The sequence below is a fragment of the Burkholderia sp. M6-3 genome, assembly GCF_050858985.1.
GTDB lineage: Bacteria > Pseudomonadota > Gammaproteobacteria > Burkholderiales > Burkholderiaceae > Paraburkholderia > Paraburkholderia caledonica.
In genome coordinates this window covers 2853451-2876788 of the sequence record NZ_CP110091.1, presented here as the reverse complement: position 1 = coordinate 2876788, position 23338 = coordinate 2853451, and the positions used below count along the sequence as shown (strand labels likewise).

The 23338-nt window shown below is 60.1% G+C and carries 21 protein-coding genes and 1 pseudogene; 10 read left to right on the top strand and 12 right to left on the bottom strand.

Going from position 1 to position 23338, the window contains the following annotated elements:
* Positions 1 to 6: 6 nt before the first annotated feature.
* Complete coding sequence (locus tag OH764_RS30470) at positions 7 to 1260, bottom strand: MFS transporter (RefSeq protein ID WP_498849757.1); 1254 nt, start codon at positions 1258 to 1260, stop codon at positions 7 to 9.
* A 93-nt stretch (positions 1261 to 1353) separates the two neighbouring features.
* On the opposite strand from OH764_RS30470, the gene OH764_RS30465 reads away from it, so the two are divergent.
* From OH764_RS30465 to OH764_RS30445, 5 genes are all read left to right on the top strand, one after another.
* Positions 1354 to 2256, top strand: coding sequence for a LysR family transcriptional regulator (locus OH764_RS30465; protein WP_498849756.1), 903 nt, complete (start codon positions 1354 to 1356; stop codon positions 2254 to 2256).
* Positions 2257 to 2428: 172 nt separating this feature from the next.
* The gene (locus OH764_RS30460; RefSeq protein ID WP_498849755.1) at positions 2429 to 2968 is read left to right on the top strand and encodes a sigma-70 family RNA polymerase sigma factor; all 540 of its coding nucleotides are present in this window, start codon (positions 2429 to 2431) and stop codon (positions 2966 to 2968) included.
* On the top strand, positions 2965 to 3756 hold the full coding sequence (locus OH764_RS30455; protein ID WP_498849754.1) for an anti-sigma factor family protein: 792 nt from the start codon (positions 2965 to 2967) through the stop codon (positions 3754 to 3756). The genes OH764_RS30460 and OH764_RS30455 overlap by 4 nt, the downstream gene beginning before the upstream one ends.
* Before the next feature lie 301 nt (positions 3757 to 4057).
* The gene (locus tag OH764_RS30450) at positions 4058 to 5005 is read left to right on the top strand and encodes a metallophosphoesterase family protein (RefSeq protein ID WP_498849753.1); all 948 of its coding nucleotides are present in this window, start codon (positions 4058 to 4060) and stop codon (positions 5003 to 5005) included.
* Between the two features lie 84 nt (positions 5006 to 5089).
* Positions 5090 to 5383, top strand: coding sequence for a cupredoxin domain-containing protein (locus OH764_RS30445; protein ID WP_227471206.1), 294 nt, complete (start codon positions 5090 to 5092; stop codon positions 5381 to 5383).
* Positions 5384 to 5425: 42 nt separating this feature from the next.
* Here the strand turns inward: OH764_RS30445 and OH764_RS30440 are convergent, their stop codons facing one another.
* Entirely contained in the window at positions 5426 to 5932 is a 507-nt protein-coding gene (locus OH764_RS30440) for a GNAT family N-acetyltransferase (protein ID WP_498851333.1), read from the bottom strand.
* A 69-nt stretch (positions 5933 to 6001) separates the two neighbouring features.
* Positions 6002 to 7015 (bottom strand): LysR substrate-binding domain-containing protein, encoded by a 1014-nt coding sequence (locus tag OH764_RS30435; RefSeq protein WP_498849752.1) that lies wholly within the window; start codon positions 7013 to 7015, stop codon positions 6002 to 6004.
* Between the two features lie 234 nt (positions 7016 to 7249).
* Here OH764_RS30435 and OH764_RS30430 point away from each other — a divergent pair, with 234 nt between their 5' ends.
* Positions 7250 to 8365 (top strand): MFS transporter, encoded by a 1116-nt coding sequence (locus OH764_RS30430; protein ID WP_498849751.1) that lies wholly within the window; start codon positions 7250 to 7252, stop codon positions 8363 to 8365.
* 96 nt (positions 8366 to 8461) lie between these two features.
* Positions 8462 to 9223 (top strand): Rossmann-fold NAD(P)-binding domain-containing protein, encoded by a 762-nt coding sequence (locus OH764_RS30425; RefSeq protein WP_498849750.1) that lies wholly within the window; start codon positions 8462 to 8464, stop codon positions 9221 to 9223.
* A gap of 106 nt (positions 9224 to 9329) precedes the next feature.
* Here OH764_RS30425 and OH764_RS30420 read toward each other — a convergent pair whose 3' ends face one another.
* Entirely contained in the window at positions 9330 to 10019 is a 690-nt protein-coding gene (locus OH764_RS30420; RefSeq protein WP_498849749.1) for a type 1 glutamine amidotransferase domain-containing protein, read from the bottom strand.
* Positions 10020 to 10127: 108 nt separating this feature from the next.
* Positions 10128 to 10736 carry a TetR/AcrR family transcriptional regulator gene (locus tag OH764_RS30415; protein ID WP_498849748.1) on the bottom strand — a complete coding sequence of 203 codons (609 nt, stop codon included), beginning with the start codon at positions 10734 to 10736 and terminating at the stop codon, positions 10128 to 10130.
* 302 nt (positions 10737 to 11038) lie between these two features.
* On the opposite strand from OH764_RS30415, the gene OH764_RS30410 reads away from it, so the two are divergent.
* Positions 11039 to 12799 carry an MOSC domain-containing protein gene (locus tag OH764_RS30410; RefSeq protein ID WP_498849747.1) on the top strand — a complete coding sequence of 587 codons (1761 nt, stop codon included), beginning with the start codon at positions 11039 to 11041 and terminating at the stop codon, positions 12797 to 12799.
* A gap of 295 nt (positions 12800 to 13094) precedes the next feature.
* On the top strand, positions 13095 to 13967 hold the full coding sequence (locus OH764_RS30405; RefSeq protein ID WP_498849746.1) for an alpha/beta fold hydrolase: 873 nt from the start codon (positions 13095 to 13097) through the stop codon (positions 13965 to 13967).
* A 176-nt stretch (positions 13968 to 14143) separates the two neighbouring features.
* Here the strand turns inward: OH764_RS30405 and OH764_RS30400 are convergent, their stop codons facing one another.
* The 6 genes from OH764_RS30400 to OH764_RS30375 all read right to left on the bottom strand — a co-directional run bounded on the left by OH764_RS30400 (position 14144) and on the right by OH764_RS30375 (position 20648).
* Positions 14144 to 14728: a CGNR zinc finger domain-containing protein gene (locus OH764_RS30400; RefSeq protein WP_498849745.1), complete on the bottom strand. Its 585-nt coding sequence runs from the start codon at positions 14726 to 14728 to the stop codon at positions 14144 to 14146.
* Positions 14729 to 14843: 115 nt separating this feature from the next.
* Positions 14844 to 16157, bottom strand: a complete 1314-nt coding sequence (locus OH764_RS30395; protein ID WP_498849744.1) for an MFS transporter — start codon at positions 16155 to 16157, stop codon at positions 14844 to 14846.
* 52 nt (positions 16158 to 16209) lie between these two features.
* Positions 16210 to 16776, bottom strand: coding sequence for a hypothetical protein (locus tag OH764_RS30390; protein WP_498849743.1), 567 nt, complete (start codon positions 16774 to 16776; stop codon positions 16210 to 16212).
* A 23-nt stretch (positions 16777 to 16799) separates the two neighbouring features.
* On the bottom strand, positions 16800 to 17612 hold the full coding sequence (locus tag OH764_RS30385) for a hypothetical protein (RefSeq protein WP_498849742.1): 813 nt from the start codon (positions 17610 to 17612) through the stop codon (positions 16800 to 16802).
* 139 nt (positions 17613 to 17751) lie between these two features.
* On the bottom strand, positions 17752 to 19128 hold the full coding sequence (locus OH764_RS30380) for a sigma-54-dependent transcriptional regulator (RefSeq protein ID WP_498849741.1): 1377 nt from the start codon (positions 19126 to 19128) through the stop codon (positions 17752 to 17754).
* The gene (locus tag OH764_RS30375; protein ID WP_498849740.1) at positions 19110 to 20648 is read right to left on the bottom strand and encodes a sensor histidine kinase; all 1539 of its coding nucleotides are present in this window, start codon (positions 20646 to 20648) and stop codon (positions 19110 to 19112) included. The genes OH764_RS30380 and OH764_RS30375 overlap by 19 nt, the downstream gene beginning before the upstream one ends.
* A 293-nt stretch (positions 20649 to 20941) precedes the next feature.
* On the opposite strand from OH764_RS30375, the pseudogene OH764_RS30370 reads away from it, so the two are divergent.
* Positions 20942 to 22464, top strand: a pseudogene (locus tag OH764_RS30370) (sensor domain-containing diguanylate cyclase).
* A 99-nt stretch (positions 22465 to 22563) separates the two neighbouring features.
* Here OH764_RS30370 and OH764_RS30365 read toward each other — a convergent pair.
* Positions 22564 to 23298: a response regulator transcription factor gene (locus OH764_RS30365; protein WP_498849739.1), complete on the bottom strand. Its 735-nt coding sequence runs from the start codon at positions 23296 to 23298 to the stop codon at positions 22564 to 22566.
* Between the last annotated feature and the right edge of the window lie 40 nt (positions 23299 to 23338).

The following is a 23338-nucleotide window of genomic DNA, read 5'->3' as shown; positions in this document are numbered from 1 at the left end:
GCAGTTTCACGTCCGGTGCTCGTGTGCAGGTTGTGCCGGCGGTGCGGCTTGCGCGGATGCAGGTGTCTGCAGAACATGCAGCGCCGCGGCCGCCGTCGAGAACAGGGCGGCGGCGACACACACGCCTGTCCAGTGTCCATGAGCCCACGCCGGTCCCGCGAGCAACGCACCGACTGCGCTGCCGACGAAAAAGAGTCCAGTGAAAAGACCGTTCACTCGACCGCGCACATGCGGATTGAGCAGGTTGACCGCCCGGCGCCCCAGTGCCTGGTCGCCGATCACACCGAGATCGAGCAGCAGTGCAGCGACGACTAGCAGCGTGAGCGAAGCGGCAGGAGACAAGTGGTCGCTGCCTCCAATTAGCGCGATGCCGGCCGCGAGCACGACGATCGCGTGGAAGGCGATCGTGCATTGCCGGTCGAAACCTCGATCGCCGAGGCGGCCCGCGACCGGCGCGATGATCGTGCTGCCCGCGCCGGCCAGCGCGAACAGGCCGATGCCGGTGTGGCCAAGCCGAAGCGGCGCGCTTGCGAGCTTCAGTGCGACGCTGGTCCAGAACAGGTTGAACGACACCATCAGCAAGCCTTGATAAAGCGCGCGGCGCCGCAGCACCGGCTCGTCGCGAATCAGACCTAGCAGCGAGCCAATCAGCGCCGCGTACGAGCTACGGTGCGCCGGACGCCGTTCCGGCACATGCGTCCAGAGCCACGCGGTCATCGCGGCGAGCGCGACGGCGTCGATCGCATAGTAGCTGCGCCAGCCGAGCGCGCCGGCGATCAGACTCGCTGCCGGCCGCGACAGAAGCACGCCGAGCATCAGCCCGCTCATCACGTCGCCGACCACCCGGCCGCGGTCCGCCTCCGGCGCCTGCATGGCGACTACCGGCACGAGCATCTGGATAGCGCTCGATGTCAAGCCGACGAAGAACGACGCGACCAGAAACGCGACCGGCTCGCGAGCGGCGGCGACCACAGCCAACGACACCACCTGTGCGCCGAGTGTCGCAATGATGAGCCGGCGGTTCGGCAACAGATCGACGAGCGGCACCAGAAGCAGCAGCCCGGCGGAGTAGCCGGCGAGCGTAAGCATGGTCACGAGGTTAGCCCACGGACCGAGTCCTATCGAGGTGGCGAGATCGTTGACCAATCCCTGCGACGCGTAGAGACCCAGTACCGCAGTGCCGACGGCGATCGCATAAGGTCGCGTGGGAATGCGTGCCGACGCGGCGACATCGGATGGATTCATTTCATTCGCTGACATGGACATGCGCTCCGGCAAAAACTATGTCCTGCATGCTACCTGCACATACGTGATAGATAATCAGGCTGCCAACTGACTCTTCCTCCCGTAAAAATGGATAATGGATCGTTACGCGATCTCGAAACCTTCGTCGCGATCGCGGAAGAGGGCAACCTGACCGCCGCCTCACGAAGGCTCGACAAGTCGTTACAGGCGGTCAGCCGCTCGCTGCAGGTATTGGAGCGCGAGGCGGGCACGCTGCTCGTTGCGCGTACTACCCGTCAGTGCCGGCTTACCACTGCAGGCGAGAAGTTCTACGCGCGCATCAAGCAGGTGCTCGGCGATCTGGCAATGGCGCGCGCGGAACTTGCCGACTACGCGACGACCGTGTCGGGGCGTCTGCACATCTGCGGTCCGACGCTGTTCGGTCCGCGCTATATCGCGCCGCTGCTGGCGGCGTTTCTCGCGCGTTATCCTGAACTCACGGCGTCGCTGGATCTTTCCGAAGAGTACGACGACCCCGCGACGACCGGTGCGGACGTCACAATCCGCATCGGCGAGACACCTGATTCGAATCTGATTGCGCGGCGGCTGGGCACGATCCGTCGCGTGACGTTTGCCTCGCCTGCCTATCTGGAAGCGCGCGGGCGTCCGTTGCGGCCCGCAGATCTCAAGCAGCACGATTGCGTGGTGCGCTCGGCGCTACCCGAGGCCTCGCTGTGGCGTTATCGCAGCAAACGCGGCGAGGACGAGTCGGTGCAAGTGCGCGGCCGCTTCGAAAGCAACAGCACGGCAGCGCTGAACGACGCGGTGGCGAGCGGTCTCGGCATCGGCCGGGCCGCGTACTGGCAGATCGGTGAACTGGTGCAGCAGCGCCGGGTGGAACTCGTTCTGACCGACTACGAACTGTCGCCGCTGCCGTTGCAGGCACTGTGGCTGCCCACGCGGCATCTGCCCGTGCGCACGCGTCTGTTCGTGGAGTTTCTGGCGGCGCGGTTGCAAAGCGTCGCCTTATAGTAGGAGTAAGGCGGCGGTTGGGCAATCAGCGTTGCGCCTTTTGCCTTTTGCAGCCGTTAGGCTAGTCTCGTACGAGCGCCAGATGGATTTTGCACTTCGGGAATAAAAATGACACGCCGGCAGTCTGCTGTTGGTCGGTCACACTTTGCCGTTACAGCAGGGATTCCGAGAGATGGCCGATCCGATTACCGTGCAGCGCTTCGAGAAGCTCGTGTTAGTTCATATGAATTCGGCCTTCAACGTTGCGCGTTGGCTCACGCATAACGACCAGGATGCACAGGATGTGGTCCAGGAGGCGTACCTTCGCGCGTTCAGGTTCTTTGGCGGATTTCGCGGAGATGACGCGCGCGCGTGGCTATTGAGCATCGTGCGCAACACGTTCTACACGTGGTATCTCCAGAACCGGAGTCACACGGCGGACACCACGATGTTCGAGGAAGAAATTCATAGCCTCGAAACTGGCGCCGCTGACCGGGACGATGGCCCGGAAGCTGTGCTGATCCGCAGTCAAAGCCGGAAACGGGTGCACAAGGCATTGCAGAGTCTGAGTCTGGAGTACCGCGAAGTGATCGTGTTGCGCGAACTGGAAGATTTGTCGTACAAGGAAATTGCGGCCATCGTGGGCATTCCGATGGGCACTGTGATGTCTCGCCTCGGGCGCGGGCGCCGGCAACTCGCATTACTGCTCGCACCGACGGATGAGGAGGCATGATGGATCACGAACAGGCGTTGCAATTACTGCCAGGCTATATCGACGAGGAACTGAGCCTGTCGGAGGCGCTTGATTTCGAACGCCACCTCGCAACCTGCGAGGAATGCCGACAGATTTACGACCAGGATCGTCAGGTCAGTGCGCAACTCCGGCAGGCCGATTTGCGGATGGATGCACCGCCGGACCTGGTGAAACGGATCAAGGCTGCGCTGCCGGGGCGGCCTCCGCTCTGGCAACGACTGCGTGACCGGTTCGGCGGGCCGTCCGCGGGCCAGTCGCTGGGTTGGTCACCGGTTGGCGCGATGGTGTTGAGCGTTGTCGCGCTGGTGGCAGGCGCGAGTCTGTTCGTCGCGGCGCCCTCCGGCGAAACGCGCCTGACGGAGGAACTCGTCGACAGTCATGTTCGCTCATTGCAGGTCAACCATCTTTCGGATGTGATCTCAACGGACCGGCATACGGTCAAACCGTGGTTCGACGGGAAGCTCGATTTTGCGCCCCCAGTGGTCGACCTCGCGCAGCAGGGATATCCGCTGATTGGTGGCCGGCTCGATTATCTGAACGGCCGCTCCGTTGCGGTGATGGTGTATCGCTACAAGTTGCACCCCGTCAATCTTTACGTGTGGCCAGGTAACGATGCAGGTACACCGCCGCCGCGCATCTACGAGGAGAAGGGTTATCACGTCGCCCACTGGAGCGTCGGGGGAATGAATTACTGGGCGATCTCCGACGCCGGTCAAGCGGAACTGAACGGTTTCGTAACGACTCTGCTTGCGCATCCCGCTTCGTAATCGCAGCGCTGCACGCCCAATGTAATTGCAGCGGTGCGATGGGAGACCGGCCATTGCGTTGTTACGCCGGTCGTCATGAACATTCAGGAACGCGCGGCGTCAACGTGTCTGTATTAATTCGGCATGCTAAGCAGTCTGACGTGCATATGGCCTCTGCTATGCAATGACGGGTTGGACCGTGGCATCGAATTGCAACGCAGCGGCCACCATGGGAATAAACCTGATTCCACGACAGTCTACTCACTGAACGCAGCCGGCTGGTCCAGCCGCCTGCCTCGTCAATCTCCATTGTGAGGTGAATATGTCGTCAGATCATCCATTCGATCCGTCGCGCCGGGGCGTACTCAAATGTCTTGCATTCGGTGGCGTGGGCACCGTGTTCGTATTAACCGGCGGTGTTCTGTCGCCGGTGGATCTGGCCCTCGCGGCCACACCCAAAGACGCTTCAGCGGGTTCGGGAGGCGTCCCGCTTTTCCTGCAGATCAGCGACTCTCACATCGGCTTCAAGAAGGAAGCGAATCCCGATGTCGCGGGCACGCTCAAGCAGACGATCGACTTCGTCAACGCGATGCCCGTTAAACCGGCGCTGACGATTCATACCGGTGACATCACGCATCTGTCGAAGCCTGAGGAGTTCGACCTCGCAGCGCAACTGATGTCGGGCCTGAGTATTACTGAACTGCACACCGTGCCGGGCGAGCATGATGTCACTGATGGACCCGGCGCAGAGTATTTCAAACGTTTCGGTCAAGCGTCGGACAACAAGGGTTACTACAGCTTCGACCACAGTGGCGTGCATTTTGTTGGTCTCGTCAACGTCATGCACTTCAAGGCTAATGGTTTGGGAAATCTGGGCGATGAACAACTCGAGTGGCTGGAGAAAGATCTCAAGGGCCGCTCCTCCAGCACGCCGATCGTCGTCTTCGCGCACATGCCGATGTGGACGATCTACGAACCGTGGGGTTGGGGTACTGGCGATGCAGGACAGGCCATGAGTTATCTGAAGCGCTTCGGCTCGGTAACCGTGCTAAACGGCCATATCCATCAGATCGTATCGAAAGTGGAAGGTAACGTGACTTTCCATACCGCTCGCTCGACAGCCTACCCGCAGCCGACGGCTGGTAACGGGCCGGGACCCGGGCCGCTTACGGTGTCCAGTGCGGAACTGCCGCGGATGCTGGGCGTAACGAGCGTCAAGATCATGAGGCATCCGGTGAGAGCTACGCTCGCCGATACGACGCTCGTCTGACTGAAGACCATGCCTATCAACGAGGACCCCATCATGCAAACGACTACTTTTCGCTACGCCTTTGTTATCTGTGTTGGAGTGGCGATGCTGATCGCAATGTGCGTTATGTCCGCCGTCGTGCTAGCTCAGCAGCCCAACGCTGTTGTCATCAAAGATTTTATGTTCTCGCCTATGTCGCTCACGGTCAAAGCCGGGGCGACCGTGACCTGGAAAAACCTTGATAGCGAACCGCACGTGGTCGTCAACGATGCGGGTCTCTTCCGCTCGGCCGCGCTTGATCAGAACGATACTTACCAGTTCAAGTTCGATAAGCCCGGAGTCTATAAGATTTTCTGCAGCATACATCCGAATATGAAGGAGACGATTACCGTGCAGTGAAGGAGTTCGGGTAGAAGGGCGGGCGCTGAAATACCATTGAGTTCAGCCGCCGAAATGGAGTGACATGTGTACCTCGTCGTACATGTGTCCGTCGACCATCAAGGAGTTGTGCTCCCGCCCGAACTGCTCGAAGCCGAGCGACGTATAAAGGCGAATTGCCGCCGGGTTGTTTGCGTTCACGGTCAGGTTCACCTGTGTGATGTCAGGGATGGACCGCGCGAAGGTAAGCACCTCGGTGACGAGCTTTCTGCTCACGCCTAAACCTCGCATGTCTGGCGCGACATACACGCCCCACAGAAAAGCCTTGTGGTTGAGTTTTCGCCGATTCTCGCGTCCAAGTCCAGCTATTCCTATTAGCCGCGAGCCTTCGAAAGCACCGAATATTCCGCGGTCGTTGCGTGTCGCCAGCTGAGCTTCGATGACTTCAGCCGAACGGTCTGCTTCCTCTTCGTAGCTCGACGCGAAAGACGTCGGAGCTTCGCTGAGTCCGCAGAGACGGAGCGAGTGGAATGAAGACGCGTCTTCTGTGCAAAGTAGACGTACACGCATTTTGGCGGATCCTTTTGTCGCAGATAGATCGATTGACGATGATGTCAGGTGCAACAACCATCGCGACAACTAACGTCGCGATGACTCCGCGAGCGGCTTACTGCGACGAGTCTTTCGCACACGTTCGCTAGTACCCGGCTCTGTCGAATTCTGCGCGGCCGCCGTCACGATCCACTTCTTGAACGCAACGACCGCGTCATCGTTCGCGCGGTCCTTGCTCACGACCAATGTGTAATCGGGTCCGCGCCCTGCCGGCTCTGCGATGGGGCACACGAGACGCCCTGTTGCAATCTCGCGCTCGATGAGCGGCAGCGACGCCAACGTTACACCTAGGCCTTCAGCGGCCGCGCCCAGTTGGAGAAAAACATGGTCGAAGTCGAGATGGCGTGCACTCTGCAAGCCTGGTGCGCCAGCATCCCGTAACCAGTCGGACCAGGCTGTGCGAGTGCTTGTGGAGTGAAGGAGCGTGTGATTTCGCAGATCGGCGACCGTCCTGATCGGGTGTGTTTTCAGCACCGCTGGACTGCAGGCGGGCAGACGCAAGTCGGGCATCAGCGTTGTCGACGTGAGGCCTGCTGCCTCCTCGGGCCCTGAGCGCACGCCGACGTCGAAGGCGTCGCCGACATAGCGCAACTTACGCGAGGTCGTCGAGAGACGAACTTCAATGTCCGGGTAGTGCGCCTGGAAATCTGCCAGCCGCGGTATCAGCCAGCACAACGCGAAGCTCGCCAGCGTGTTCACGCGTACAACGCCCGCTATGCGACGCGTAATGGATTTGTGGCGCAAGCGGGTGACCGAACTGCTCAGCCGCGCGAACGCACCTTCGACATCGTTCAGGAGAGCCGCGCCCTGGTCGGTAGGAACGACGCCGCGAGAGCGGCGCTCAAAGAGCGGAACGCCGAACCAGTCTTCAAGCAGCCGGATCTGTTTGCCGACTGCCCAATGCGTGACGTGCAGGTCGCTCGCCGCGGCGGCGAAACTCCCAAGGCGCGCGACCGCCTCGAAGTGCCGCAACGCATTTAGTGGCGGCAACATCTCCGCTTCTCTCTCAGAGCGCTTCTCCGTACGTTTCTCAATGCCCATGTGGTGACTTTTTCTCCCGTCTGACCCAATTTTACGTCAGTTGTGGCTCGTTCTGCGCGAACCTAGACTAGGGTCTTGTGTAACGAAACCCGCCAGCTGTCGCGATGGCCCGCGCTTGCGCCATTTCATTGGACTATGGGACTGTTCTCTCTCTCTTCCCCAACAACAGACGTGACTGACGGCCCCGGTCCGTCGGGTTCCGTTTCACGCACGCGCGTATTGTGGCTGTCATGCATGGCGCATGCGCTGCACGACGGTTACACCGACATGATCTACGCGTTGCTGCCCGTTTGGCAGACGGAGTTCGGACTCAGTTACGGCGCCCTGGCAATTTTGCGCGGCGTCTACGCCGGCACGATGGCGACGTTGCAATTGCCCGCTGGACGCCTCGCACGCAAATTCGGCACACGCGCGACGCTTGCGGTCGGCACGTTTCTCGCCGCGCTGGGCTATGCCGTCGCGGGCATATCTGGAACCCTGCTGGGCTTATGTGTCGCGCTGGCCATCTCCGGCGGTGGCTCGAGCACGCAGCATCCGCTGGCTTCGGGAGCAGTTTCGCGCGTATATGGACGCAACGCCCGAGGACCGCTCAGCATCTACAATTTTTCGGGCGACCTCGGGAAGTCCGCGCTTCCAGCGGCTATCTCGCTTCTCATTACCATCATGCCGTGGCGACATGCGCTTTGGGCCGTGTCGATCGTCGGCGTTTTAGTCGCGGCAGTGATTGCACTTTTTCTCCCATCGATACCGCGTGGCGATTCGTCCCTGGAGAAAGCATCGAGGCAGCACAGCAACGACTCGCGATCCGGCTTCTCGCTGCTCTTCACGATCGGCGTGCTCGACACAGCCGTGCGGATGGGCTTATTGACCTTCCTGCCCTTTCTCCTGAAAACGAAAGGCATCTCGCAATCGATGACGGGTACGGCACTCGCGCTCGTCTTCATCGGTGGCGCCGCGGGCAAGTTCGTTTGTGGCTGGCTCGGCGCTCGCGTGGGCGTGATCGGTACCGTCTTCGCCACCGAAGGCGGTACGGCTGCGTTGATTCTTGCAGTGATTTACCTTCCCTTGACGCCTGCCATGGTCTTGTTGCCGCTACTTGGGGCGATGCTCAACGGGACGTCGTCTGTTCTTTACGGCACGGTGCCCGAGTTGACTTCGGTCGATCGCACCGAGCGGGCGTTTGCGCTTTTTTATACCGGCACCATCGCGTCGGGAGCGCTCTCTCCGGTCGTGTATGGATTTCTCGGCGATCAAATCGGTGTACACGGTGCCACTATTGCGACTGCCGCCACGGCGCTGACGGTTTTGCCATTGGCGCTCGCACTTCGGCCGCATCTGCGCACCACGTGAGTTCGTTCGCGACGCCCGCTGGCTCTTACTCAACCGCTCGCGCCGGTTCTATCTCAGCCCAAACCAGTATCTCGCCATCATATGGAGGTTCGCTCAATGAATACTGTTTCGCAGGCACCGCTGATTCTGATAACGGGCGGAGGCCGTGGCGTAGGCGCGGCGACTGCGCGGCTTGCTGCCGCACACGGTTACGATGTAGCGATCAGTTTCGTTTCCGATGAATCGGCCGCCCGTGCCGTGGCGGCCGATGTCGAAGCTGTCGGACGCCGGGCTTTGGCCGTGCGTGCAGACAGCGCCGATCCTGAGCAGGTCGCCCAGCTATTTGCGGCGATTGACCGGAAGTTCGGCCGGATCGATGTGCTGGTGAACAACGCCGCGATAATTGCGCAGCAGTCCGCACTGGAAAATCTCGAATTCGCGCGGATGCAGCGCATCTTCGCCGTCAACGCGATAGGTCCGATCCTTTGTGCGCAACAGGCGGTGAAGCGCATGTCGCATCGTTACAAAGGGCGCGGTGGCGTCGTAATCAACGTTTCATCGGCATCGGCCAGGCTTGGCAGTCCGAACGAATATGTCGACTACGCTGCATCCAAGGGCGCTGTCGAGACATTCACTACCGGCTTTGCCAAAGAAGTTGCGCGGGACGGGATACGCGTCAACTGTGTTCGCCCCGGGCACATCTACACTGACATGCATGCTAGCGGTGGCGAGCCTGGACGAGTGGATCGCGTCAAAGACTCGATTCCGATGGGAAGAGGCGGCCAGCCCGAGGAAGTTGCGCGGGCAATCCTATGGCTCGCAAGCGAAGAGGCTTCTTTCATCACGGGCACCTTCCTCGATGTCACCGGCGGCAAGTGACATCCAGGTGTCGCCCGCGATACCGGTGATCGCGCCACTGCCACGAGCTGCCACAAGCGGCCATACGGCAGCGATGTGACAGCCCGCGCTGGCGAGCCTGCGTTTGTCACTGCGCGCGAAGTGCCGGGTGCTTCATCAAAGTTGCGGCTGCGGGCGACGACGAAGCAGGGTTCTGACCGGTAATCAGAAGGCCGTCGGTGACGACGTACGGCGCCCAGTCGTCGGACTTCGAATAGATGCCGCCCCGGGCCTTCAGTTCGTCTTCCACGAGGAACGGCACGATTTCGGTCAGCCCCACCGCGGCTTCCTCGGAATTAGCGAAGCCCGTGACCTGCTTGCCCTCGACCAGCGGCTTCCCGTCCGCTGTGGTGACATGGCGCAGCACACCCGGAGCGTGGCACACGAGCGCAACGGGCTTGCCGGCCGCGATAAACGACTGTATCAATTCGATGGAATGCCTGTCCTCCGCGAGATCCCACAGTGGCCCGTGACCGCCGGGATAGAAGACCGTGTCGAACTGCGCATGCGAAACGCTGTCGAGGCGAACTGTGGCCGCAAGTTGCGCCTTTGCGGCTTCATCGGCCTCGAAGCGACGGGTCGAATCGGTCTGATTGGCCGGCTCGTTGCTTTTCGGATCGAGCGGCGGTTGCCCACCTTGCGGCGAAGCAAGCACGATCTCCGCGCCCGCATCCTTGAACGCGTAGTAGGGCGCTGCCAGTTCTTCGAGCCAGAATCCGGTCTTGCGGCCTGTGTTGCCCAATTGATCGTGCGACGTTAGAACCATCAGTACTTTCATGTTGCTTCTCCTTCGGGTGGGACGGTTAGTCTGCAACGTAGTAGACCAGTCGTCTAGTGAAAAACGATGGGAAAGGTACTTCGTAAAGGCGCCGCGTATATTTGCTTTTTAGCCGGAAACGGGGTGAAGCATCAACCGGGTGCTCGCCATGGCAGTCTCGAACGGCTGCAGATTGCGCACGATCTTCACCATTACGCTCGCGCCCAGCCAAAGCTGATAGAGACTTTGCGCTGCGCTCAGCGGCTCTTCGCTCACCGAGAGGGAGCCTTCCTCCACGCCGGCCTGAATAGCGCGCGCCAACCGTTCGACGATGCCCGACGTGCCGCGTTTTAGTGTGGCGCGCATCGCTTCGGACATGTCCGCAACCTCCGCGCCCAGCTTCACTGCAAGACACTTGCCCTGACAGTCGGAGAATGACTGAGTCTCCTGCCAGATCTGCCAGTAATTCATCAGGCGCTGCGCCATCGTCAAACCCGGCTCGCCCAGCGTATGGTCCATGTCAGCCAGGTATTCGTCGAAATAGCTTTCGAGCAGTGCCACGCCAAACGCGTCTTTCGAACCGAAGTAGTGATAAAACGAGCCCTTAGGCACGCCCGCGGCGGACAGGATCTCGTTCAGCCCCACGGCTGAAAAACCTTTCGCGCCGATGATTCGCTGCCCGACGGCGATGATGTTGTCGCGGGTGTCAGCCGTCTCGGTGATGTTTGCAGTAGCCATGAGGTGGACTATATCTAGTAGTAGACCAGTCGTCTACAACTTTTTTGCGTCGATAGCGAATTGTGAGGACCCCGCGTCCCGACCGGGAAGGATGCCCTCCGGCCCATAGCGCGAAACGCCATAAAACGGTCGTTGCGCCGGCTCTATGTGCCACCTACTATTCAGTCTCAATGTCTTGGACGAAGCCGGACGGCGATCGCGGCGCGGCCCGGGTCGCAACCTGACGGCCCACGAGGTGCTGCCCGGTCGAATTCATCGATGGCGGCGTGCAGTCGCGAACTCGCCCAACTGCGGAGCAAATAATGGCTCGACTGCTATCGGTGAATGTTGGACTTCCGCGAGACATCGAATGGAAAGGCCGTACGGTTCACACCGGCATCTGGAAGAGTCCCGTGCAAGGTCGATGCTGGGCGGCGCGGCTGAATCTGGCGGGCGACGGTCAAGGTGACCTAGCCGGGCACGGTGGTGAGCAGCGCGCCGTCTTCGTCTATCAGACCGACTCATATCGTCACTGGCAGCAGGAGTTGAACAGGTCCGACTTCGTGCACGGACAGTTTGGCGAGAACTTCACGGTCGAAGGACTGCCCGACACGCTCGTGTGCATTGGCGACCGATATCGCATCGGCAACGCGCTGTTCGAGGTGACGCAACCGCGCGTCACCTGTTATCGCGTCGGCATTCGAACGAACGAGCCGCGAATGCCGGCGTTGCTCACATCGAGTGGAAGACCTGGGTTCTATTTGCGCGTCGTGCAAGAGGGCGAGGTGGGCGCGGGCGATGAGATAGTGAAAGTCGCCGAGGCAGAAGAGCAAATGACGGTCGCGCAGATCAATGCGCTGCTCTATTCGCCGGATCACCCGCTCGACCTGCTCGAGCGCGCGTTGCGAATCAAAGCGCTGTCGCCGGGCTGGCGTTCCTCGTTCGAGGCGTTACTTCAAAGCCGCACGACCGGCGCGGCGAGGGGGAACGCCGGGCTAGCGCCCGCGGCGGCGCGCCACGCGGTTCAGCCTGGATTCCGGCCGCTCACGGTGGCCGCTATCGAAGAGGAATCGGCAGACGTTGTGTCGTTCACGCTGAAAAGTGCGGACGGTCAATTGCAACCAGCCTTGCCGGGCCAGTATGTGGTGTTGCGTCTTCGACCGACCACGGACGGGCCGCCGCTGTTTCGCAGCTACTCGCTCTCGGGCTCGCTGTCCGCAGGAAGCTACCGGATAAGCGTCAAAATTGAGTCCAACGGGTTGGCTGGAGCGTGGTTGCGCCAGCACGTGCAGGCAGGGGATTCCCTCGATGTCAGTTCACCCCGTGGAAGCTTCGTCCTGCAGCCAGGAGAGGGCCCGATCGTACTGCTCAGCGCAGGAATCGGCGCAACGCCCGTTCTGGCTATGCTGCACGCGCTGTCGTCGCAACACTCGACGCGGCAGGTCTTGTGGCTGCATACCGCACGTAACCGGCAGCATCATCCATTCGCCGCGGAAGCGCGACGCCTCATGCTCTCGCTCGCGCATGGCCGCAGCTACGTTTGTTATAGCGCGGCAGGACCGAATGACCGGCTCGATGAAGATTTCGACGCGACCGGGCGACTGTCGCAGCAAATCCTGAGCGAGGTTGGCGTTTCTCGCGATGCAGATGTCTATCTGTGCGGACCGGCGCCTTTCATGGTTGACATGAAGAAAGCGCTGGCCGCGTTGGACATTGCGCCGGAGCGGATTCATGCCGAGACGTTCAACGGCGGAGAGTCGTTGAATCCTGGTATCGTCGATTCGCAGAAACGAACGCCGCATCGCCCCATGGACGAGGCTAACACCGGTCCGCTGGTCTCGTTCGCGCGCAGTGGCATTGCTGCGCACTGGAACGGCTCGGCTTATCAAAGCATTCTGGAGTTAGCCGAGGCATGCGATGTGCCCGTTAGATGGTCATGCCGCACTGGGGTCTGTCACAACTGCGAGAGCGGACTGGTCTCCGGTTCCATCAGCTACGATCCCGATCCGCTCGACCCACCGGCACGCGGGAACGTGTTGATCTGCTGCTGCCGACCGCAGGACGACGTGGTGATCGACATTTAAATGACCGAGCGCGGTTGATGTGCTTGTAGTCACTAACACTACTGCTAACTGCCGAAAAACAGGTTGCAGAATCCGGCGGTCCGACGCATTCATCGCTGGATTTGCTCTTGTCCATTGGCGCTTCGCTGTTATGAGCCGCGTCGCTCGCACTCGCGCCAGATTGTCCAGGGCAACGATTCACGCACAGATCTAGTAACCGTTAAAAACAACTTTGAAAAGTTACGAAAGACGTCTACGATAGAGGCCACAACTCGCAGCGAGCCGGCTCGATCCTGCATCTCTACTGGAGGTCTTCATGGCTAACGGCAACAACATTCCATCGGTATCGATCAAGCGTATCGAGGCAGATGGCATCGATATGTTCTATCGGGAAGCAGGCGAGAAAGATGCACCGGTGGTCCTGCTTCTCCACGGGTTTCCTTCGTCGTCCCACATGTATCGCGATCTGATTCCAAGACTCGCCGACCGCTATAGGGTCATCGCGCCAGACTTACCGGGCTTCGGCTTTACGAACGTTCCTGACTCGCGTCATTACAAATACACGTTCGATGCCCTGGCAGAGACAGTGGCGGCCTTTGTCGACAAGCTCGAACTTACGAGTTACGCAATTTACGTGTTCGACTATGGAGCGCCGACAGGTTTTCGTCTCGCAGTGAAGTACCCGGAGCGCGTACGCGCACTGATTTCGCAAAACGGCAACGCGTACGAAGAGGGTTTAGGGGACGCCTGGGCGCCGATCAGAAAGTATTGGGCCGAACCTTCGGCGGCCAACCGGCAAGTGGTTCACGACGCAGTGTTGAACTACGAAGGAACCAGATTTCAGTATGTGCACGGCGTATCGAATCCGGACTCGATCGCACCTGAGTCCTACACACTCGATGCAGCGCTGCTGGAGCGTCCGGGCCAAAAAGATATCCAGCTAGATCTGTTCCTGGACTACGCGTCGAATGTGAAGATGTACCCGACGTTCCAGAAGTTTTTCCGCGACGCGAAACCGCCTACGCTGGTTATCTGGGGCAAGCACGATCCGTTCTTTATTCCGCCTGGCGCTGAGGCCTTTCGCCGTGATATCCCGCAAGCGACGGTGACGATGCTCGATACCGGACACTTCGCACTTGAAACGCACGCGCAAGAGATTGCTTCGGCGATCAGGGAGTTGCTTGGTTAACTTGCGTGATTCGCGGTGCGTCGTCATCGCTTCGAAGCTAACACAGGTAGTCGTGCACGCCGAATCGCGCGCGGCGGCCTTTCGCTGTGAAGGCTGACCGCGCTTCAAAAGTGGATGGCGCGGTTCTTATCATCGGAAAGTAAGGGCGGGCGGAATGTAATTGCTCGCGGAGCGCTTTACTCAAGCTCCGCATTGTCTTTCTGACGTTGGCGAAATTGCGCTACTTTGTGACGGTTCCCGCAAAGGGCCATGCTGCACCACCTTCTGCGATGCGCTTTGGTCCTGTCGTAGAACCATAGTACGCAATCGTCTGCCTCGCACTTGCGAACCAGATCGAAGTCGCCCGTCGCGATCAACTCCGCGGCAGCTCGGGCTACGGGTGCCAAAAGCTGTTCGGGTGTGTCGATATCATAGTGATCTCTGACTTCCAACTCGCCGTTGTTTGCCCGCGCCAGTTGTACTGTGTATCTGCCGTGCATTAGAAACGAGTTGAGCGCACCGACATCAATGTTCTTGCCAAGTTTGCGCTGCATAAGCAGTTTCCGGATCGTTTCTCTCAACGTCCGCGCTCTCTCTGCCAGGACGTCACGCGGAAAGGCGCGCGGGCCACGCTCACCGAGATAATCCATTCTCTGCAGCCAGGCTATCACGTCTTTATTGGTCGACAGGTACTCCACCGGCCCGTCATCACCTTGCGCGAGGGTGTTGAGAAAATCCAGCGCGGGGTTGTCGGCGAGTATGAGGAATTCTTGTGCGGGCATCAGGCGTTCTCCGGTAACCTGATCCAAATTGTAACCGTTGAAATTTCGTATAACAAGTTATGACGGGTTTGTGCAAAACCACAATCGCCAGAAAAAGCACTTACTCTCTGTGCAATCAGTTGCGGGCGGAGATCAATTCTGACGGCCGCGCGTCTGGAGCTGATTCGGCATCGTTGTCAGGTCGTGTTTCTGGCATGAACACCGCGAAAAAGACGAGCGCAAACACGCTGATTGCAGCCAGGGTGAGGAACCCCGAGGCGAAGCCGAACTTCTCGACGACATAGCCGCCCGTCACATTGCTGAGTGCCGCGCCTATTCCGACCGCAAGCGCCATCAGACCCTGAGCAAGATTGAATCGCCCCGTTCCGCGCATCACGTCGGACGCGATAACCACGCCGATCACGCCGAAGATGCCCGCAGCAATCCCATCGAGTAACTGGATCAGGACCACCGCATAGGGGCTGCTGGTCATAGAAAAGAGCACACCTCGCACCGGCAGCACAGCCAATGCAACGAGGAATATGCTCTTGCGTCCAAATCCCCTGCGTAGCGCGCGACCCACGCCCGCCGCGACCGCAACCATGACGAGTTGCGCAGCGATTACGCACGCGCTCAGTGCGATGACATCCATTCCCGGATGCACTTTAGCGATGACCTGGCCCGCCAGCGGCAGCATGGCCGCGTTGCCGAAGTGAAAGAGCATCACGGAGACAATGAACACCTTCAGGTCACGCTTCTTCCATAGCGCTGAGAAGCTGAGCGGGTTGTGGCGCGTGTTTTCATTTGAAGTGCTGTCGGCACCGCGTGCAAGCTCATGGTCAATCTCTTTCGGGTTGATCAGCAGGACCACGAGGGCACTTGCTATTGCAAACGCGCATACGAGGTAGAACAGCCATTTAACGCCGACATACTGTCCAAGACCGCCCGCCAGAATTGCAGCCGTGAAGTTCCCTGCGTGGTTGAACCCTTCGTTTCGGCTGATCCGTGCGGGCATGAGACAGTGACCGACCACGCCAAGGCTCAGCGCGGCAAGACAGGGAGGAATAATGGCGGACGCTGCGCCGAGCGTGATCTGCGCGGCCAGCACGGTGGGAAGCTTCGGAAGAAACGCGATGAGAATACATCCCGCTGCCACCAGCAAACCCGATATCGCGATCAGCAGCCGCTTCACGCGAACTGCGTCGACAATCAGGCCAGCGGGGATCTGGCAGATTGCCGCTGCAATGCCGCTCGCGGCCATGACGAGGCCGATGTTCCCCGAGCTCCAGTGCTGGGTGCCCTTGAGATACACCGACAGGAAGGGCCCCAAACCGTCGCGAACATCGGCCATCAGGAAGTTGAGCGCATCGAGACCGCGCAGACTTCGGGACGATGGACGCACGGTTGCTTCGCGCTCCACTGATTGCTGTGCACGATCCGCGTTCACCATTTCCTCCCGTTACCGTGCGGTTCGAATCCGCTTTCCGCCAATGACTTTGCGATCAATCCGCGTTCATCGAAACGTCATCGTCACCGACGAGTTCCGCGATGTGCTCGACTTCGATAGTCTTTCCGTACCGGTTCTTCACTGCGTGACCCCACACCTGTATGTGCGCGCCGGGGGCGAGGTAGCTGGACAGTTCGTCTGCGGCGTGCGGAGCCATCCGCAGGGAAGTGCCGTCGCTCAGCAATGCACCGCGCAGTTCTCCTTTCGGCCCATAAAGCGAGAGCTTCACTTCTCCACTTAACTCGATGGGGCGCGTGTTTGCGTGCGGCTTCTCGTGCTTTTTGCCATGACCGTGCGGGCCTTCGTCGACAATCTCGACGCCTGTTGCCGACGTCAACTGAACAGCAGCGACGATATCGGCGGCGCGCGGCTTGACTCCGCGCACGCGAACCTTGTCGCCCACGCTGATGTGTTTGACGATTTGACCGGACAGATGCGGCGGGAAATGCACCTGTCTGCCGTTGCCGAGAATCAGGCCGTCCAGTTCTCCATGGGAATTCAGCAGAAACTGGCTGACGGTACCGCGAGTTTCCTGCAGGCAAGTTGGGTCGATCCAATGCATGATGTAGCTCCAGTAAAGATTAATTAGTTGCGCGTGTCGCTATACAACTGCGTGACGTTGTCGGGCGCGCCGAAAGCGGTAGCCTGCAATGCTTCGCCGTATTGATTGCGCGTTCCGTAGCCGCTCGCGGCAACCACTACATCCGGTCGCAGCAGATTCGCAAACTGTTGCGCGACGGGCGGCGGCATCCTGATGATGGTGCCGTTGGCGAGCATCACGCCGTCGGGTTCTCCGTGAGGCGCCGTCATGACCCGCGCAACAGGACCCTTGACGCTGAGTTTCACGAGACCCGCGCCGCGTAGTGTGGGCGGCATTGGCGTTGCGCCGATCGGAGGCGGCTGATCGACGATCTGCTGCGACGTCCGTTCATTCGTGATCCGCTGCGCTGCGACGTCGCCCGCTCCGTTAGACACGCCGGCAATCCGAACCGGATCACCTCGATGAACGACGCTCACCAGTTGCGAACCCATATGCGGCGGGAAGCGGACCAGCGAGCCGTCATGCAGAACGAAGCCATCGACATCGCCCTCGGGATTAATCACAAAGCGGCTTACCGTACCGCTCGCGACTCGTACCTGTTGCTGATCTGTCGGAAGCACGGGTGCACGTGCCGGTGGAGGAGGGGCGTCAGGTGCTGCGATTGCCGGCGCAGGCATGCCCGCGAGCGGTGGTGATGGAGGCGCGCCCGGGCCTTCGGCGGGCCGCGTTTGAGCAGCGCAAGCAATGGTGACGGCACCGAGCGAGAGTGCTACGGCCCGCGCAAGCTTCGTGATGGAGTGCGTGTGACTTGCGGGCGTGGCATGCAGGCAAGGTTGGATGGATTGGTTGACAGCCATGATGTTCTCCGATGAACGACACGGAGACTTTTGCAAAGGCTATGCCATGCAGCGCATCCCTTTAGAAAGGGCTTTCGCGCCCGATGCAGCAGGATATCTGTCCATGATCCAGACACCTGGTGTCGGCTTGCTTGACACCTCACTCGATCTTGAGCGCGGCCAGCTTTGCATAGAGCGTCTGGCGGCTGATTCCGAGGCGCCGGGCTGCGTCCGCGCGGTTATTGCTCGCGAGCGTCAACGCGTGGGAGATCAACGCGCGCTCGAGTGTTTCCACTGCGTCGGGAAGCGTCATCTCGAGCAGGCCGGTACCCACTAGTGGCTCGCCAAGGTCCGCCTTGCCGTTGAGAAAGCCGAGATCCTCCGCCGTGATCATCGCTCCCGGCGCGAGTGCGCCGGCGCGTTCCACTGCATTTCTCAGTTCACGCACATTGCCGGGCCATGCGTAACCCACGAGCAGATGCTGCGCCGGCAGCGACAAACGCAGTTCGCGTGACCTCGCTTTCGCGACCTCAGCAAGAAAGTGTTCGGCGAGCGGAAGGATATCTGCTAGCCGCTCGCGCAGCGGAGGTAATGCGATTGGAATGATGTTCAGCCGGTAAAGCAGGTCTTCCCTGAATTCACCCGCCTCGACCATGGTCTGCAAGTTTCTATGCGTGGCGGCAACCAGCCTGATGTCGACGGGAATCACACGATTGGAACCGAGCGGGGTGATCTGCCGCTCCTGGATTATCCGTAACAGTTTGGCTTGCATCGGCAATGGCATGTCGCCGATTTCATCGAGCAGCAAGGTTCCGCCGTCAGCCGTTGCAAAGCAGCCGGGCCGGTCCGCGGTTGCACCCGTGAACGCACCTTTGACGTGACCAAACAATTCGCTTTCGAGGAGTTCCGCGGGAATCGCCGCGCAATTCACTGCGACGAACGGCTTGCCGCTGCGCCTTGACGCATCATGAAGCACGCGCGCAGCGACTTCCTTTCCTGTTCCTGTTTCGCCGGTAAACAGGACGGTTGCTTCGGACGATGCCGCTCGCCCGATCTGTTTCTGTACCTCGCGCAACGTCTCGCTCACTCCGAGTAGCCGAGGCTTCGCGCCCGCCGACTCCGCGCTGAACGGATGCGATGTGTTCGCGGCGGACTCACTCGTGCCCGTGGAGGCGATGATGCGCGCGAGTAGCGACTGGATTGCCTGCCTACCGACCGGCTTGGTCAAGTGGTCGAACGCTCCCAGCGTCATTGCCCCAATCGTGTTATCGCTCGATGCGAAACCCGTGAGCATCACCACTGGCAACGCCTGTCCCTTTGCCGTTTTTCGAAGAGCGTCCAGCACTGCCAGGCCGTCCATGCCAGGCAGGCGGAAATCCAGGAACATGCAGGTGAATGGCGCGCCCGTGCTCTCGAGCATTTCCAGCGCCTGTTCGCCGGAGCGTGCCTCGTCCACGCTATGACCGAGGTCAACCAGCGTTTCGACGAGGCCTTCGCGAAAGCCGTTGTCGTCATCGACTACGAGTATGTGTGCCATGGAACCTCAATGACGAAACACGCGCCGCTCTCCGTATCGGCTACATACGCGCGGCCGCCATGCGCCGTAGCCACCTCTCTCGCCACTGCGAGCCCGAGTCCCGAGCCGTCGGGCCGACCCGTGACGAATGGTTCGAAAATGCGTTCGCGGTCGGCTAACGCAACTCCCGGGCCATTATCGACGACAGCAATTCGCATCAGGCTCGTGTGACCGGTTTCGACGCGATTTGCGTTAACGGTGACGTTCCCTTGCGGCGGCGCGTGCCGGATTGCATTCAGGATCAGATTATCGACTGCTCTTGCCATCTGTAAGGGATCGAACTTCGCCGGCGCGGCGTCAGCACCCGGCCCCGACGGCGCAGGGAGGTCAGCATTGACGCTCAGCGTCACGCCCTTGATTCTTGCTTGCTCCTGATGTGTCGCGGCCGTCGACGTCACCCACTGTGCGGCGTCGACTGTCTTCACTGCGAGCGTGACAGGCTGCGTCAAAGCCAGCAGACTCGTTACCTGAGTTTCTATGCGCTCTACCTGGCCGAGAGCCGACGTCAGCGATTGACGCGGCGTGTCTCCTCCATGGGCCAGAGCGTTTTCCAGCTTCAGCCTGACGGCCCCGAGCGGATTGCGGATTTCATGCGCGACCTGTGCGGCCAGCTTGCCGAGAGAGGCAAACCGCTCGGCTTGCGATAACTTCTCGTGCAAGGCGGAGGCCTGGGCTTGGGATTCCCTCAGGCGCGCAGCGAAGACGTTGACAGCATTGACGATTTTGTCGAGGTCGGGCTCGCCTGGAGACGGAAGCTCGGAACACGAGGCTGCCGTCCCGGACGATAAAGACTGTTCGAGCTGCGACAGATTTTTCCGCCAACGGCGCAAGCCCAAGCCCAGGATAAGAGCGAGAAGCAGAATGGCCGTTAGAACGACGACCAGCGATAGCATGAGCATGTGCCCATATTGCCCGAGAGGAGCTTGCGCCCTGGTCAGGGTCCACGCATAGAGCGCAGGGCCACCGGATACGGGACACGCAGAGGCGACGGTTGCGCCTTCTCCTGCAGGAACGGAATCAGAAACGGCCGCACCTGCCGACGCGGCCCGGTGCAGCGCGCGAAGTATCAGCGGCGTTTCTGCCTGTGGGATATCGCGCTTAACGCCGGTGCCTTCATATGTTGGGAACGAATAGGCAAGAAAGCCGTTCGTCGCTCGGGATGTGTCTTGAGAGGCATGCGTTGGTCCTGCCGCGTCGTTCTTCCAGAAGCCTCCTTCGATTTTCGGAGCCTGAATGAGGACGGTATCGAGTACCGCATGCATCAGGTCGGCATCGTAAGGATTGTTGGCGGCGAGGCGAGACAGCGAGTAACGAGACGCCACATGCTCGCAAGCCGCGATGGATTGTTGACTCGCAGCGGAAATCTGCCGGCTCTGGTCCGTCTGGAACAGCAGCCAGATCACGCCGGCGAGCAGTGTGCAGACCACGGCGATCAACGCCCAGAGAAGCACAAGCTGGTTGGCGAAAGAGATTCGTTTCATCGTGCGGTGCTCCGCTGCAGGAGGTTGAATCCAGCCCGCGATTCTAGACCGCGCGTTTCATCCAGCGTTCAAAACGCCGCTGAACCACTGCTGTGCCAACCTCCGGCGGCAAGATGTGCTTGCGGCTGGATCCGGGACTTCATTTTTTACCGCCTTTGCCGTAAACCCGGTCATTGGCTAGCCACGACACTCCGGCAGTCCTCTGTTCCACGACAGAACCCGCTTCACCGGGAGGCAATGTCACCGCGCGGGAGGAACATCTTTGAACCGAGTGTTCTAACCAGAACGTTACAGTGTCCGTTTCTATTACCACCGGAAAACTAGCTGTTCTCGCAGGCCGGCATCCATTGATCGTCGGTGCGCTAGGGAGTCTGATGGCATTAGGCGTGATGGCTATCAGCCTCGCCACGCTCCTCGCCTCCCGTGACGCCGCGATTCAGCATGCTCATGAAACGTCCAGGAACGTCACTGCGGTTCTAGCTACCAACATCGCTCGAACAATTGAAACGTCTGACAATTCGCTGCGCACCTTGATCGCCGCGCTCGACAAGCCTGCTATCCAGACCATGGATCGGAGCTTGCGTCACGAATTGCTGTTCGACCGGACTGCTGCCGAGTATGTCACCGGCATGGGAATCACCGATGATCGTGGTCGTGTAATCGACGGCTGCTGCTCCAGGTCCCACACCTGGGACTTTAGCGACCGCGACTATTTCATTGCGCATCGCGAGTCGGCGGATGCCGGGCTTTATGTCTCGTCGGTGTATGCGGCGCGGTCGCGGCCGGGTGCCCAATCCATTGCGATGAGCAGAAGGATTAATCGTCCCGACGGGTCGTTCGGCGGAGTGGCGATCGTCGCCATCGACGTCGAATATTTCAGGCAGCTTCTCGCGAAACTGGACGTGGGGGCGCACGGTATCGCCGCGATCGTGCGTACAGACGGCACGCTCGTAGCGAGGAATCCCCCTATCACGCGGGCCGGGCTGGTCAACGTAGGCAAGTCACCGACCTTTCCGCGCATGGTGAACCATGACTCCGGGTTCTATACTGCCCCGTCGATTTCTGACGGAGTACTTCGTCTGTACACGTTTCAGCGTGTGCCCGGAACGCCGCTCATTGCTGTCGTCGCGCCAGCGGAAAGCGACGTTCTGGCCTCGTGGAAACGATTGTCATGGATAGTCGGAGTTTCCGCTTCGTCTGTGAGCATTGCGTTTTGCACCGTGGTCTGGCTCCTTGCTTTTGCTCTGCGCGACCACGCGAATACGCAGGTGCTGCTTACGGAGCTAACGCAAACCGATCCATTGACGGGGCTCAAAAACCGGCGTGCGCTCGACAATGTGCTCGAAAACGAATGGGAGAGACTGCAGCGCAGCGATGGTTCGTTGTCGCTGCTGTTTGTCGATGCTGACCACTTCAAACAATACAACGACAGTCATGGTCACGCTCAAGGTGATATTGCGCTGAAACATCTCGCGGAGTGTATCGATGGCACGTGCATCGTTGTGGCGATCTCGCCGCGCGATACGGCGGAGAGGAGTTTGTTGTCGTGCTGCCCAATACCGACGAAGCCGGAGCGTTTCAGATCGGTGAAGCTATACGTCGAGAAGTCGAACACCGGGAGCCGTCAGCGTCGTCCGAGGCGATTCCACCGTTCACGGTCAGCATTGGGTGCGCGACCGGTCGGCGGTCGCATCCGTCGTCACTGGAAGAATTGACGAGTTCCGCCGATCTGGCGCTGTACGCGGCCAAAAGACGGGGAAGGAATGTGGTCGTCTGCGCTGGCGATATCGTTGAACCGGCTCAGCCGCAGGTCTGATTGCCGATTACTGATTGCCGTCCCCGACGGTGACTGTCGCAAGTACCGAGGCAGCGCAACGCCGCCCCGAAAGCGTTGGGCGATGCACTGTCTTTCGCGCTAGATGCGACGAGCGACGCCTGGGTTCTCGCCCGGCGCGCCCCGCGCAGTGGGCAGAAGAGCCGATGAATTACCGCGCGTGGCTTCCATGCCGAGCGCCTCGGCCTTTCTGACAAGATCGGGCAAGTTGCGCGAGGCCATCTTCTTCATGACTTGTCCACGATGGATCTTCACGGTGATCTCACTGAGATTCAACTCATACGCGATCTGCTTGTTCAACATGCCTGTAACGACCCGTTTCATTACTTCCCGCTCACGGACCGTCAATGACTCGAACGAGGAGATTACGCCGGCCAGCGCTCTATCGGAAGCTCGACGCAGGGTATCGCGCTTCAGCGCATCCGCGATTGCGTCGACCATATCCTGCTCGCGAAAAGGCTTCTGAAAGAAGTCGAGCGCACCCGCCTTCATTGCTTTCACGCTCATTTCGATGTCGCCATACGCGGTCATGAACACGATCGGCATGCGAAGGCCGTACCGCGCGACTTCCGCCTGAAACGTGAGACCGCTCGCGCCGCGAAGCCGGACATCGAGGATAAGGCAGCTCGGCGCGTCGTGCTTCGGGAAGGCAAGAAAGTCTGCGGGCGAATCGAACGTCTCTACCCGCAGCCTGACAGAGCGAGCGAGGCTCTGCAGCGTGAAGCGAATGGACTCGTCATCGTCGATGACATACACCACCGGCGTCTCGTTTTCCGCCTTCGTACTGTTTAATGTGGACTGCGATCTGGGCACCATGTCTGCTCCTGCGGGAGTAGGTGACGCACGATCAATGGGC

Coding starts and splice junctions, on each gene's coding strand:
- OH764_RS30455 (WP_498849754.1), top strand. CDS start 2,965: ATGATGGATCACGAACAGGCGTTGCAATTACTGCCAGGCTATATCGAC.
- OH764_RS30425 (WP_498849750.1), top strand. CDS start 8,462: ATGAATACTGTTTCGCAGGCACCGCTGATTCTGATAACGGGCGGAGGC.
- OH764_RS30435 (WP_498849752.1), bottom strand. CDS start 7,015: ATGGGCATTGAGAAACGTACGGAGAAGCGCTCTGAGAGAGAAGCGGAG.
- OH764_RS30365 (WP_498849739.1), bottom strand. CDS start 23,298: ATGGTGCCCAGATCGCAGTCCACATTAAACAGTACGAAGGCGGAAAAC.
- OH764_RS30385 (WP_498849742.1), bottom strand. CDS start 17,612: ATGGCTGTCAACCAATCCATCCAACCTTGCCTGCATGCCACGCCCGCA.
- OH764_RS30380 (WP_498849741.1), bottom strand. CDS start 19,128: ATGGCACACATACTCGTAGTCGATGACGACAACGGCTTTCGCGAAGGC.
- OH764_RS30410 (WP_498849747.1), top strand. CDS start 11,039: ATGGCTCGACTGCTATCGGTGAATGTTGGACTTCCGCGAGACATCGAA.
- OH764_RS30420 (WP_498849749.1), bottom strand. CDS start 10,019: ATGAAAGTACTGATGGTTCTAACGTCGCACGATCAATTGGGCAACACA.
- OH764_RS30470 (WP_498849757.1), bottom strand. CDS start 1,260: ATGTCAGCGAATGAAATGAATCCATCCGATGTCGCCGCGTCGGCACGC.
- OH764_RS30465 (WP_498849756.1), top strand. CDS start 1,354: ATGGATAATGGATCGTTACGCGATCTCGAAACCTTCGTCGCGATCGCG.
- OH764_RS30450 (WP_498849753.1), top strand. CDS start 4,058: ATGTCGTCAGATCATCCATTCGATCCGTCGCGCCGGGGCGTACTCAAA.
- OH764_RS30395 (WP_498849744.1), bottom strand. CDS start 16,157: ATGGTGAACGCGGATCGTGCACAGCAATCAGTGGAGCGCGAAGCAACC.
- OH764_RS30440 (WP_498851333.1), bottom strand. CDS start 5,932: ATGCGTGTACGTCTACTTTGCACAGAAGACGCGTCTTCATTCCACTCG.
- OH764_RS30415 (WP_498849748.1), bottom strand. CDS start 10,736: ATGGCTACTGCAAACATCACCGAGACGGCTGACACCCGCGACAACATC.
- OH764_RS30375 (WP_498849740.1), bottom strand. CDS start 20,648: ATGAAACGAATCTCTTTCGCCAACCAGCTTGTGCTTCTCTGGGCGTTG.
- OH764_RS30390 (WP_498849743.1), bottom strand. CDS start 16,776: ATGCATTGGATCGACCCAACTTGCCTGCAGGAAACTCGCGGTACCGTC.
- OH764_RS30400 (WP_498849745.1), bottom strand. CDS start 14,728: ATGCCCGCACAAGAATTCCTCATACTCGCCGACAACCCCGCGCTGGAT.
- OH764_RS30405 (WP_498849746.1), top strand. CDS start 13,095: ATGGCTAACGGCAACAACATTCCATCGGTATCGATCAAGCGTATCGAG.
- OH764_RS30445 (WP_227471206.1), top strand. CDS start 5,090: ATGCTGATCGCAATGTGCGTTATGTCCGCCGTCGTGCTAGCTCAGCAG.
- OH764_RS30460 (WP_498849755.1), top strand. CDS start 2,429: ATGGCCGATCCGATTACCGTGCAGCGCTTCGAGAAGCTCGTGTTAGTT.
- OH764_RS30430 (WP_498849751.1), top strand. CDS start 7,250: ATGGCGCATGCGCTGCACGACGGTTACACCGACATGATCTACGCGTTG.